We start from the raw sequence: 13,728 nt of genomic DNA, 5'->3' as shown, positions 1-13,728 counted from the left end.
TGCGCCCTTCCCACACCAGGTCCTCGATGCTCAGCTGTGGCAGCTGCAACTGCCGGTCCTGGGTATCGCCGGCCGTCTGGTGGTTGAACATGACCTGGAAGATCGGGCTGTGGCTCAGGCTGCGTTCCGGTTGCAGGGCTTCGATCAACTGCTCGAAGGGCAAGTCCTGATGAGCCTGGGCGGCCATGGCCGCCTGCTTGACCTGATGGAGCAAACGATCGAACGGCAGATGTCCATCGACATCGGCGCTGAGCACCTGGGTGTTGACGAAAAAGCCGATCAGGCCCTCGGTCTCGACCCGGTTGCGGTTGGCCACGGGCACGCCGACGCGGATCTGCGGCTGGCCACTGTAGCGGTGCAGCAAGGCCTGGAACGACGCCAGCAGCACCATGAACAGACTGGCCCCTTCACGCTGGGCCAATTGTTTGAGCGCCGTGCCCAGTCCCGGCGACAGGTTCAGGTCCAGGCGCGCACCGCGAAAACTCTGCACGGGTGGGCGTGGGTGATCGAGGGGCAGCTCTAAAACTGGTTGTTCGCCACCCAGGGTCTGGCGCCAATAGGCCAGTTGCCGCTCGCGCTCACCGGCCTCGAGCCAGTGGCGCTGCCAGATGGCGTAGTCGGCGTACTGCACGGTCAGCTCCGGGAGCGCCAGTGGCTGGCCGGCAGTGTCCGCAGCGTAATGGCGGACCAGCTCATCCACCAGCACCTGCATCGACCAGCCATCGGAGATGATGTGGTGCTGGATCAGCGCCAGCACATGGTCGTCTTCGGCGATTTGCAACAGTGAAACCCGCAGCAGCGGCCCCTGGCGCAGATCGAATGGGCGCGCGCTTTGCGCCTCGACGAAGGCCTTGATGCTGTCGTCCTGGCTGGCCGGCGAACCGGCGGGCAACGCGTGGACCGCAATACGCAGCGGCATGTGCGGGTGGATGACCTGCACGGCCTGCTCGCCATGCTCGATGAAAGTGGTGCGCAAGCTCTCGTGGCGCTCGACCAGGGCGTTGAAGCTGCGCTCCAGGGCGGCCACGTCCAACGGCCCCTTGAGGCGCAGGGCACTGGGGATGTGATAGGCCGAGCTGTGCGGGTCCATCTGCCACAGGAACCACTGGCGTTCCTGGGCATAGGACAGCGCGATGTGTTCAAACCCGGAGCGCACCTCGGGGATCGGCAGGTTGGCCGGCGAGACGCCTTCTTCAAGCATTTTTTCCAGGTACAGCCGGCGTTTGTCCAGCGGCAGAGTGATAAAGCGCTTGGCAATCCTCAAAGCAACACTCTTATCCATCAGACTTCCTCCATTTCATCAAGCAGGGCTTCCAGCTTGTTCAGTTTCTGTTCGTTGATTGGCCCGTCCCCGATGTCCAGTTGCGCGACAAAGTCCCTCAGGACGGGGTGCTGGAAAATCAGTTGCGGGGTCAGGCTCAGCCCCAATTCGAGGGCCAGACGCGAGACGGCATTGACCGCCAGCAGCGAATGGCCGCCCAGCTCGAAGAAGTGATCGTTCAAACCCACGCGTTCCACCGTGAGCACCTGGGCCCAGATCGCCGCGACCTGCTGCTCGAGTTCACTGGCCGGCGCGACATAACCGGTTTGCAGCAAGCCGGTCTCCGGGGCCGGCAAGGCCTTGCGGTCGAGCTTGCCGTTGGGGGTCAGCGGCAGTTGATCGAGGAACAGCAGATGGGCCGGAATCATGTAGTCGGGCAAGTGTTCCCTGAGACCGGCCTTGAGCTGATCGCGCAGGGCTCGCTGCGCTTCGGTGGCGTCCAGGTTCAGCGCTGGGGCGACCACGTAGGCCACCAGTTGCTGGCCACCCGCCGCGTCCTGGGCCAGGACGGCCACCTCACGCACCTCGGGTTGTTGCAGCAGCCGCGCTTCGATTTCCCCCAGCTCGATACGGAAGCCGCGGATCTTCACCTGATGGTCGATCCGGCCCTGATATTCGAGCACGCCATCGACGCGATAACGGCTCAGGTCGCCAGTGCGATACAAGCGCTCGCCGTTGCTGGAAAACGGGTTGGGCACGTACTTCTCGGCGGTCATCGCGGCACGGCCGAGGTAGCCACGGGTGATGCCCGCGCCGCTCAGGTACAGCTCGGCCGAGACGCCTTGGGGCACCGCTTGCAAGTCACTGTCCAGCAGGTAGCTGGCGGTGTGCTTGAGGGGTCGGCCGATGTTTGCCGTGCCGCCGGAAGTGCGGCGGGTCCAGGTGGAATAGGTGGTGTCTTCCGATGGGCCGTAGAGGTCGTAGACGTGCTTGCTCCCACACTGGTACAGCGCCTCCACCAGGCTCTGCTTCAACGGCTCACCGGCCAGGTTGATGATGCGCACGCTGGCCGGGATTTCACCGCTGCGCTGCAACGCACCAATGGCCGACGGCACGGTGTTGACCAGGCGCACCTGATCCCGGGCCGGCAGGTGCGGCAACTCCAACGCGTTACGAGCGATGATCAGCGAGCCGCCATTGGCCAGAGTCACGAACAGCTCCCACACCGACAAGTCGAAACACACGGAAGTCGATGCGAGCACGCCTTGGATATCGTCGCGGCTGTAGACCGATTTCGACCAGTCGATCAGCGCCAGCACGTTGCGATGGGCAATCGCCACGCCCTTGGGCTGGCCGGTGGAGCCAGAGGTGTAGATCACGTAGGCGAGGTTGTCTGGCATGACCTGGGTGTGGGGTGCGCTCAGCGGGTAGTGCGTCAGGTCGAGTTGATCCAGCACCAACACAACGGTCTCGGCCGCAACGGTCAGCGTCGCCGCCACCGCGTGCTCGGTCAGCAGCACCCGCGCACGGCTGTCGTCGAGCATGTAGGCCACACGTTCGGCCGGATAGTCCGGGTCCAGCGGGACGTAGGCGCCACCGGCCTTGAGCACCGCCAGCAAGGCGATCAGCAACTGCTCGGAGCGCGGCATTGCCACGCCTACCCGCACTTCCGGGCCCACCCCCAGCGCGATGAGTCTATGGGCCAGGCGATTGGCGCGACCGTCCAGTTCGCGGTAGCTCAGGCGCGTGTTGGCGAAAGTCACCGCCAGGGCATCTGGCGTGGCTTCGACCTGACGAGCGATCAGCTGGTGAATGCACAGCGCTTGCTCGAACGGGGCGTCCACCGGGTTCCAGTCATGGGTCAGGCGCTGATGCTCATCAAACTCAAGCATCGACAGTTCACCCAGGCAGCGTTCGCCATGGGCGCTCATCTGCCCCAACAGTTGCGCCAGGTGCGCCGCCAGTCGCGCCACGGTGGCGGGCTCAAAACTGGCCCGCTGGTAGCTCATGTGCACTGACAGCTGCCGATCAAGGCCCACCAACAGCGTCAACGGGTAATTGGTCTGCTCCTGGGTGGCCACCGGGCCGAAGCGCAGGCCGTCTGGCGCGCCTTGCTCCAAGGCTTGGGCAATCGGGTAGTTCTCGAACACCAGCAGGCTGTCGAACAGGGTTTCACCGCCCTGCCCGGCCCAACGCTGGATGTCCAGCAACGCGGTGTGCTCGAACTCCCGCAGCGCCAGGTTCTGCCCTTGCACCGCTTGCAACCAACTGTCCAGGGACTGTTCGGCCCGCGGGCTGGCGATCACCGGCAAGGTGTTGATGAACAGGCCGATCTGCTGCTCGATGCCGGGCAAATCCGCCGGGCGACCGGCGACCGTCGCACCGAAGGCCACCGTGTCTCGACCGGTGTAACGCTGCAACAGCAGCAGCCACGCTGCCTGCACCAAGGTGTTGACGGTGACTTTCGAGGCACGGGCAAAGGCTTCCAGGCGTCGGGTCAGCGCTTCGTCCAGCACCTGGACATGATCGCCGTAACCGGCCAGGGCCTCTGCCGGCTTCGCCATAACGTCGGCCAGGCGCGTCGGCGTCTCCAGGCGTTGCAGCGCAGGCGTCCAGAACGCTTCGCTGGTGGCCTCGTCCTGGCGTTGCAGCCAGGCAATGTAGTCGCGATAGCGCCCGGCCGGACGGGCCACGCTGTCACCCCGGTAATGCTGCAAGACTTCACCGAGCAACTGCGCGCTGCTCCAGCCGTCCATCAGGATGTGATGGTTGGTGTAGATCAGGTGATGACGGTCGGTGCCGGTGCGTACCAGCACCAGGCGCATCAGCGGCGCCCGGGTCAGGTCCACGCCTTGGGCACGTTCTGCATCGGCCAGGGCTTGCAGGGAGCCATCAATATCAGTGCGCCCGCTCCAGTCGAGCACACGGAACGGCACCTCGACCTGCCGCTGCACGATCTGCACCGGCTGCGCCAGGTCGCCCTGCCAGAAGAAGCCGCTGCGCAGGATGTCATGGGCATCGACCACGGCTTGCCAGGCGGCGCGGAAACGTTGCGGGTCGAGGCCCTCGACGTCGAGGCGCATCTGGTTGATGTAGTCGCCACTGCCCTGGCCGAGCAAGGAATGAAACAGCATGCCCTGCTGCATCGGTGACAGCGGGTAGATGTCGTCGATGGCCTGGGGCTGTTGCACCAGTATGTCCAGTTGCGCCTGGGTCAGCCGCGCCAGGGGGAAATCCGACGGCGTCACGCCACCGCTAGTGCTGTCGCAGCAATGGGCGATGAGCGCAGTGAGCTCCTGTACATAGTCGTCGGCCAGGCGCTGGATGGTCGCGACGTTGAACTTGTCGCCACTGAAGGTCCAGCTCAAGTCCAGCTCGCCGCCAAACACTTGGCCGTCGAGGGCCAGCGGGCTGCCCAGCGGGCCGTGCAGATTCACTTCTTCGCCGCCGCGCTCGGTGGTTGGCACGAACAAGGCCTCGTCGGCCCCATCGAAACTGCCGTCGAACTGGCCGAGGTAGTTGAAGGTCAGTTGCGGTTTCGGCAAGGCTTGCAGGGTCTGGCGCGCAGAGTCATCGGCCAGGTGCGCCAAGGCGCCGAAGCCAATGCCTTTGTTGGGGATGGCGCGCAGTTGTTCCTTGATCTGCTTCAGCGAGACGCCGAGATCAGCAGCCGGGGTCAGCTTCGCGGGGAACAGGCTGGTGAACCAGCCGACGGTACGGCTCAGGTCGACGTGGTCGAACAGATCTTCGCGACCGTGGCCTTCGAGTTGCACCCACACGCTGTCGTCCCCAGTCCAGCGCACCATCACCCGCGCCAGCGCGGTCAGTAGCAGGTCGTTGATCTGGGTGCGATACGCCGCCGGGGCTTGTTGCAACAGTTGCCGGGTGAGGGTTTTATCGAGTGCCGTGCGAATCGTCACGGCTTGGCCGTGTTGCTGCCCACCCTGAGGATTATCCCAAGGCAACCCCGCCGAGGCGCCTTGCAACTGTTGCTGCCAAAAGCCCAGCTCAGCCTGCAAGGGTGCGCTGGCAGCGTAGTCCTGCAATGCGGCGGTCCAGGCTTTAACCGCGCTGGTCTTGGCCGGCAGTTGCAGCGCTGCGCCCGCGAGTATCTGCCGATAAGCGCTTTGCAGGTCTTCGAACAGAATCCGCCAGGACACCCCGTCCACCACCAGGTGATGCACGATCAGCAGCAGCCGCTGCGTGCCGTCGGCGAGGTTCGCCAGCAGCCCGCGAAGCAGCGGCCCGCCATCCAGTTGCAGGCTGCGCTGGGCCCGGTTGCCCAGCACTTCCAGCTCGGCGAGATCAGCAACGTTGGCCTGCCACAGTAGCGTGCCAGCGGCCTGCGCCTCGACGTCACGGTAACGCGCGGTCCAGCCTTCGCCCTGCTCGATAAAGTCCAGGCGCAAGCTGTCGTGGTGCTCGATCAGCGCGCCCAAGGCCTGCTCCAGCGCCTGTGCATCCAGCGCTTGCGTCGGCTTGAGCATCACCGATTGGTTCCAGTGATGACGGTCCGGGATCGGTTGGGCGAAGAACCATTGATGGATCGGCAGCAGTGCGGTTTCGCCGGTCACGGGTTGCTGGTCGATCGGTTGCAGCGGCGCGCCCGTCTGGACCACGGCGGCCAGGGCCTCGATGGTCTGGTGCTGGAACAGATCCTTCGGCGTGAATTGGATACCGACCTGGCGGGCGCGACTGACCACCTGGATCGAGACGATGGAATCGCCGCCCAGTTCGAAGAAGTTGTCCTGCAGGCCGACTTGCCCAAGCTTGAGCACGTCCTGCCAGATGGCCGCCAGTTGCAGCTCCAGCGGGCTGCGCGGCGCCACGTAGGTTTGCTGCAATTGGCTGACGTCGGGCTTGGGCAGGTTCTTGCGGTCGAGCTTGCCGTTGGGGGTCAGCGGCAAGCGTTCAAGCAGCAGCAGATAGGCCGGGACCATGTGCGCTGGCAGGGTCGCCTTGAGCTGTTCGCGCAGGTGCTCGGCGAACGCCTCACGCGGGGCCGCCGACGCATCGGCCACCACATAGGCCACCAGACGCTTGCCACTGCCAGCCGGGCCTTCCTGGGCCACGACGACCGTTTCGCGCACGCCATCCAGGGCTTGCAGGCTGGCCTCGACTTCGCCCAGTTCGATGCGGAAACCGCGGATCTTCACTTGGTTGTCGATACGGTCCAGGTAATCGAAAGTGCCGTCGGCGCGTTGGCGCACCAGGTCGCCGGTGCGGTACAGCAAGCCGCCTTCCGCGCTGAACGGATCAGCGACAAAGCGCTCGGCCGTCAGCCCCGGGCGGTTCAGGTAACCCCGGGCCAGGCCGCTGCCGCCCAGGTACAACTCGCCGGCCACGCCTTGGGGCAGCAGGTTCAAGTCAGCATCCAGCACGTAGGCGCTGCGGTCGCCGATGCGGCTGCCGATGGGCGCATACGCGGCGCCGCACGTCACGTCACGGCCGGCCTTCCAGATCAGCGGCGTGACCACGGTTTCGGTCGGGCCGTAGCCGTTGATGATGAAGTCCGGATCGAGGGCGCGCTTGACCCGTTCGAAACTGGCGTTGGGCACCGCATCGCCGCCGAAGCAATAGATGCGCACCCTGGGCGGGTTGCCTTCGCGCTCGGCGTGTTCGGCCAGTTGTTGCAGGTACACCGGCGGGAACGCCACCACGGTCACGCCATGCTCGCGCATCGCGTCGTAGGTTTGCTCCGGGGTCCACAGGCTGTCGTCGCGAATCAGCAGCGAGGCGCCGTGGGTCAGGCTGGTGAGCCAGCGTTCGTGGGCACCGTCGAAGGCGAAGGACATGAAATGGAATTCGCAATCACTGCCCTGCATTTCATAGCGCTCGCCGATGGCCTGGCAGTGCATCGCCAGCGGCCCATGGGCCACGCTCACCCCCTTGGGATTGCCGGTGGAGCCGGAGGTGTAGATCACGTACGCCAGGTTCTGTGGATCGACCTGAATGGACGGGGTTTCCACTGGCTGCTGGCTCAGATCCAGACGGTCGAGTTCCAGCACCTGTGCGGCACGTTCCAGGGGCAACTGCGCCGACACGCGAGAATCGGTGAGCAACAGCGCCAGCCCCGAATCCTCGATCAGGTACGCCAGGCGTTCACGAGGGTAGCTGGTGTCCAGCGGCACGTAGGCAGCGCCGGCCTTGAGCACCGCCAGCAGCGCGACGATCACCCCTTCGCTGCGCGGCAGGGCCACGCCGACGCGGGTTTCCGGGCCCACGCCACGGGCGACCAGTGCATGAGCCAGTTGGTTGGCCCGACGGTCGATGTCGCCGTAGCTGAAACGTTGTCCATCGAAGATCACCGCGGTGCTGTGCGGTTTCAGCGCCGCCAGATGGGCGATGCGCTGATGCACGGCGATGTCGGTCGGGTACGGTTGCGGGTAGTTGGCAGCCTGTTGCGCCCGGTGTTCCTCATCGTTGGCCAGGGCGATCTCGCCGAGGCGACGCTCGGCGGATTCGGCAAACCGTTCCAGCAGGTGCAGCAATTGCGCACTCAAGCGCTCGATGGTCGCGACGCTGAAATGCGCCTGGTCAAAACTCATGTGCAGCGCCAGCGTCTCGCCCAAGGTCACGCCCAGGGTCAGCGGGTAATGCGTCTGATCCTGGTTGGCGACTTCGCCGAACACCACGCCTTGGGCGGTGCCACGTTGCAACGCCGCGGAGATCGGGAAGTTTTCGAACACCAGCAGGCTGTCGAACAGCGCTCCCCCGCCCTGCCCGGCCCAGCGCTGGATGTTTGCCAGCGGTGTGTGCTCGAACTCGCGCAAGCTCAGGTTCCGGGCTTGCACGGCGGCCAACCAGGCAGCGACCGTCTGGTCCGGACGCGAGCCTGCGATCACTGGCAAGGTGTTGATGAACAGGCCGACCTGTTGTTCGATGCCAACCAGTTCTGCCGGTCGCCCGGCCACGGTGGTGCCGAACGCCACGCAGTCGCTACCCGTGTAACGCTGCAACAGCAGCAGCCACGCCGCTTGCACCAAGGTGTTGACGGTGACTTTCTGCTGGCGGGCGAATGCGTTGAGACGGCCCGTGCGCGGCGCATCCAGCGTGTAATGCCTGAGCGCGTGAGCGCTTTCGCTGCGCACTTCAGCACTCGCCGCGGCGGCGTTTGCGAGCAGCGTCGGCTCCTGGAGATCGGCCAGTTGCCCCAGCCAGAACGTTTCGCTGAGGGCTGTGTCCTGGCGCTGCAACCATTGGATGTAATCGGCGTAGCGGCTGACCGGACGCGGCGGCTGTTGACCGGCGTAGCGTTGCAGCACTTCGCCAAGCATCTGCGCGCTGCTCCAGCCGTCCATCAGGATGTGATGGTTGGTGAAAATCAGGTGATGACGCTCATCGCTCAGCTGAATCAGCGTGACCCGCAGCAGTCCGGCCTGAGTCAGGTCGAACCCCTTGGCCAGGTCGGCGGCGGTGAAATCCTTGAGGGCCTGGGCGACATCATGGCGCCCGCGCCAATCGAGCAGGGTGTAAGGCAGCGCCAGGCGGCGATGGATGATCTGCAACTGCTCCTGCAACTCACCCTGCCAGATGAAGCCGCTGCGCAGGATCTCATGGGCGTCCATGGTCGCCTGCCACGCGGCGCGGAAACGCTCGGGGTCGAGGCCATCGACATCCACGCACAGTTGGTTGATGTAGGTGCCGGTGCCCTGCTCGTACAAGGTGTGGAACAGCATGCCTTGCTGCATCGGCGACAGTGGGTAGATGTCCTCGATAGCGGCAGCCGGCACTGGGATCGCGTCCAACTGCGCCTGGGTGATACGCGCCAGCGGGAAATCCGACGGCGTGACGCCCATGGCATCGGCCAGGCAACAATGGTCGATCAGCGCTTCCAGTTCGCGGGCATAGTCATCGGCTAGACGGGCGATGGTCGCCTCGTTGAATTGCTCACTGCTGAACGTCCAACGCAAATCAAGCTCGCCGTCATAGACCTGACCCTCGACGCCCAGCCCGTTGTCCAGCGGCGCATCGAGGCTCTGCTCGAGCCCGGCGCTTTCGCCCGCAGGGCTGAACAGCGCGCCCTCGCTGGCATCGAAACTGCCGTCGAACTGGCCGAGGTAATTGAAGGTGATGCACGGCAATGGCAAGGCCTTGAGACAGGCTTGTGCCGCGTCGTCGCCCAGGTAGCGCAGCACACCAAAACCAATGCCCTTGTTCGGGATCGCCCGCAGCTGTTCCTTGATCTGCTTGATCGCGGCGCCCACGCGGTCGGCCGGGGTCAGGCGCACCGGGAACAGGCTGGTGAACCAGCCGACCGTACGGGTCAGATCGACGTCGCTGAACAGCTCTTCGCGGCCATGGCCTTCCAGTTGGATCAGGGTGTCGGCATGCCCGGTCCAGCGGCAGATCACCCGCGCCAGGGCGGTCAGCAGCAGGTCGTTGACCTGGGTGCGATACGCCGCGGGGGCCTGTTGCAGCAGTTGCTGGGTGAGGGTTTTGTCGAGTCGGCTGTGCAGCACTTTTGCGTATCGGCTTTGCCGGCTGCCTTGGGGATTGTCCCAGGGCAGATCCATCATGGCGCCTTGCAGTTGTTGCTGCCAGAAGGTCAATTCGGCGCGCAGCGTTTCAGTGCTCGCGTAGGCCTGCAGATGTTCGCCCCAGGCCTTGTAGGCGCTGGTCTTGGCCGGCAACCGGAGGGTGGCTCCGGCACTGGCCTGTTGATAAGCCCGTTGCAGGTCTTCGAGCAGGATGCGCCACGACACGCCGTCCACGGCCAGGTGGTGCACGGCCAATAACAGACGCTGGCTGCCATCGGCCATGTTCGCCAGTACCCCACGCAGCAGCGGGCCCTTTTGCAGGTCGAGGCTGCGCTGGGCCTTGGCACAGAGGTCTTGCAGCTCAGCGGCGCTCAGGTTGTCCGCGGTCCACAGCAGCTCGGGGTCGATCGCAATCGGCGCCACGTCGGCACGCCAGCCCATCGGGGTTTCGGTAAAGCGTGAACGCAGGGCATCGTGATGCGCCAGCAGTGCGTTGAGCGCCTGGAGCAGCGCCGGTGCCTGCAACGGCAGATGGCTGCGCAACAAGACGGCCTGGTTCCAGTGGTGGCGCTGGGCAATGGTGTCCTCGAAAAACACCTGCTGGATGGGCAGCAACGGCAGCTCGCCGCTGACCGGCCCTTGATCGATCTGCAGGCCACTGCCGCCCTGCTGCGCGACGCTCGCCAGGCCTTGTATGGTTTGATGCTGGAACAGGTCACGGGGGGTGAAATGGATCCCCGCCTGTCGCGAACGGCTGACCACCTGGATCGAGATGATCGAGTCGCCGCCCAGCTCGAAAAAGTTGTCGGTCAGGCCGACCTGTTCAAGCTTGAGCACGTCCTGCCAAATGGCCGCGATGCCTCGTTCCAGCTCACTGCGGGGCGCGATGAAGGCTTGCTGCAGCTGGCTGGCATCGGCTGAAGGCAAGGCCTTGCGGTCGAGCTTACCGTTGGGGCTCAGCGGCAATTGCGCCAGGAACAGCAATTGCGTGGGCACCATGTAATCCGGCAGGTGATCCTTGAGCTGCGCCTTCAGGGTGTCCCGCGCCGCGCCCCGCACCTCGGCCGAGGCCGACACCAGCGATGCATCCTGGGGCACCACGTAGCCCACCAGTTGCAGGCTGCTGCCACCCTGCACCGCCAGCACGACGGCTGCGTTTACCGCGTCCAGTTCCAGCAGGCGTGCTTCGACTTCGCCCAGCTCGATGCGCAAACCGCGGATCTTTACTTGATGATCAACGCGCCCGACGTATTCGATCTGGCCCAAGGTGTTGAAACGTGTCAGGTCGCCGGTGCGATACAGGCGCGCGCCGGTGGTGGAAAACGGATCGGGAATGAACCGTTCGGCGGTCAAACCCGGACGCTGGAAGTAACCGCGCGCCAGCAGCTCGCCGCCAATCAGCAGCTCGCCGACCACGCCCACCGGCGTGGGCTCAAGGTGCCCATCGAGCAGATAGGTATGCCGGCCTGGAAGCGGTTGACCAATGGGCAACGTCAGCGGCAGCGGCCGGCGATTGAAGACGTAATCGCTGCAATCAAGGGTGGTGGCGGTGACCGTGGCTTCGGTCGGGCCGTAGGTGTTGAGCAGCTTGACCCGCTCAAGCCCGGCCCGGCGCCAGGCCTGCACGCCTTCGGGCGGCATCGCCTCGCCACCGCTGTGCACCTGGCGCAGCGCGGCATAGTCACGCGGGCCGGCAGCGGCGAACTCCTTGGCGATCATGTTCCAGTAGGCGGTGGTCAGGTCCATGACCGTGATGCCCTGCTCGACGATGTGGCGGTACAGGGTTTCGCTGTCCCACACCTCGTTGCCACGCAGCAGCACCGAGGCGCCGCAGGTCAGCGGCCCGAACAGTTGCTCGCCAAAGGCATCGAAGTTGAACGTGGCGAATTGCAGCACGCAGTCGGCACTGCTCAAGCCGTAATAGTGCTGCGAGGCGAACGCATGCTTGCTCAGCGCGCCGTGGCTGATGCCGACGCCTTTCGGGCGCCCGGTCGAGCCGGAGGTGAACATGACGTAGGCCAGGCTGTCGGCCCACACCTGGCGTTGCAAATTGCCGGGCTCAGTGTCTTCCCAAGACGGGCTCTGATCCAGGCACAAGCAACGCACGCCCTCGGGCACAGGCAGGCGTTCAAGCCAATGGCTTTGGGTCAGGAGCAGGCGACTGGCGCTGTCTTGAATCATGAACCGCAGGCGATCAACCGGGTACTGAGGGTCCAGCGGCACGTACGCACCACCGGCCTTGAGCACGGCAAGAATGGCGATCACCAGTTCCAGGCTGCGGTCGACGGCAATGCCCACCAGCACATCAGGACCGACACCCGCCGCCACCAACGTGCGCGCCAGGCGATTGGATCGGGCGTTGAGCTGGCCATAGGTCAATCGTTGTCCATCGCAGATCAAGGCGATGGCGTCCGGGCCGTGTTCAGCTTGCGCCTCGAACAGTTCGTGCACCGGGCGCTCGCTCGGCCAGGTCGTGTCGTGGCGCCCCCACTCAGTCACCAACTGCCGGTATTCAGCCGGCGCCAGCAACGCGAGTTCGCCGACCCGCTGCTGTGGGTCGGCGACGATGTTGCGCAACAGCAGCGTCCAGTGCCGCGCCATGCGCTCGATGGTTTCGGGGTTGAACAAATCACTGGCGTAGGTGAACGCGGCATGCAATTGGCCGCCCTTTTCGTAGGTGTCCAGGCTCAAGTCGAACTGGGTGCTGCGCGATTCCCACTCGATGACACCCAGCTCCAGACCGCTGCCGACTTTCAGCGTGGTGACGTCGGCCACCTCCGGCTGGTGGTTGTACATCACCTGGAACAATGGGTTGTAGCTCAGGCTGCGCTCAAGCTTCAGCGCCTCGACCAGTCGTTCGAAGGGCAGGTCCTGGTGGGCCTGGGCGCCGAGGGCGGTTTCCTTGACGTCACGCAACAGGTCGCCAAGGCGGGCCTGGCCATCCACTTGCACCCGCAACACCTGGGTGTTGACGAAGAAACCGATCAGCCCTTCGATTTCCTGGCGGTTGCGGTTGGCGACCGGAACCCCGACCCGCAGGTCGTCTTGTCCGGTGTAACGGTGCAGCAGGACACTGAAGGTACCCAGCAACAGCATGAACAAGGTCACCCCCTGTTGCCGGGCTACGCCGCGCAGTTGCTCGACCAGCTCGGCCTCCACCACCTGTTCCAGGCGACGACCGCGATAGCTCGGCAGCATCGGGCGTGGGTAGTCGAGGGGCAGCTCCAACACCGGATGCTCGTCGCCCAGTTGCGCTTGCCAGTAATCGAGTTGCCGCTGCAGCTCGCCGGCCTCCAGCCAACGCCGTTGCCACAGGGCGTAGTCGCTGTACTGGATGGGCAAGTCGGCCAACTGCGGTGCAACGCCTGCCTCATGGGCGTCGTAGAAACGGATGAACTCATCGATCAACACGTTCATGGACCAGCCATCGGAAACGATGTGGTGCAGGGTCAGCAGCAGCACGTGCTCCTGCTCATCGAGCTTGAGCAATTCGACCCGTAGCAACGGGCCGCAGGCCAGGTCGAAGGGCCGCATCGACTGGGCCTCGGCGGCCAGGCGAACCGCCTGCTCGCGCTCGTCGGCCGGCATGGCACTGAAGTCCGCGTGGTCGATCACCAGTGGCGCGCTGGCCGGCACCTGCAGGAGACGGTCGTCGGCCTGGCGCTGGAACACCGTGCGCAGGGTTTCATGCCGCGCCACCAGACTGGCGAAGGCTTGCTCCAGGGCCGGCAGGCTCAACACACCGCTAAGCCGCACCGCCCCGGGCAGGTTGTAGGCGCCACTGTCCGGCTCCAGTTGCCAAAGGAACCACATGCGCTGCTGGGCATAGGACAAGGCCTGGCGATCCTCGGCCTCGACGCCCTGGGGGATGGGAAAACCGCTGAACTCCACGCCCTCCTTGGCCAGCGCCGCGAGGAACATCCGGCGCTTGTCCAGGGGCAACCCGATAAACCGGCGAGCAAGTTTCAAGGCGTCTTCAGCATTCAT

General features: G+C 64.9%; 2 protein-coding genes (1 of these 2 cut by a window edge). Both read right to left on the bottom strand.

All coding sequences use genetic code 11. From position 1 onward, the window contains the following. Window positions 1-1,282, bottom strand: the start of a protein-coding gene (locus tag V7773_RS26540) for a non-ribosomal peptide synthase/polyketide synthase (protein WP_336076103.1). 12,254 nt of this gene lie to the left of the window's left edge; 1,282 of the gene's 13,536 nt are visible here — the first part of the coding sequence; it begins with the start codon at window positions 1,280-1,282; the stop codon falls past the left edge of the window. Continuing rightward, window positions 1,282-13,728 carry a non-ribosomal peptide synthase/polyketide synthase gene (locus V7773_RS26535; protein ID WP_336076102.1) on the bottom strand — a complete coding sequence of 4,149 codons (12,447 nt, stop codon included), beginning with the start codon at window positions 13,726-13,728 and terminating at the stop codon, window positions 1,282-1,284. Before V7773_RS26535 ends, V7773_RS26540 begins: the two co-directional genes overlap by 1 nt.

The organism is Pseudomonas sp. 3JA (assembly GCF_036961705.1).
GTDB lineage: Bacteria > Pseudomonadota > Gammaproteobacteria > Pseudomonadales > Pseudomonadaceae > Aquipseudomonas > Aquipseudomonas fluorescens_Q.
Note: the sequence above shows the minus strand (reverse complement) of the source record. Positions and strands in the feature narration are given on the sequence as shown.

Coding starts and splice junctions, on each gene's coding strand:
- V7773_RS26535 (WP_336076102.1), bottom strand. CDS start 13,728: ATGAATGCTGAAGACGCCTTGAAACTTGCTCGCCGGTTTATCGGGTTG.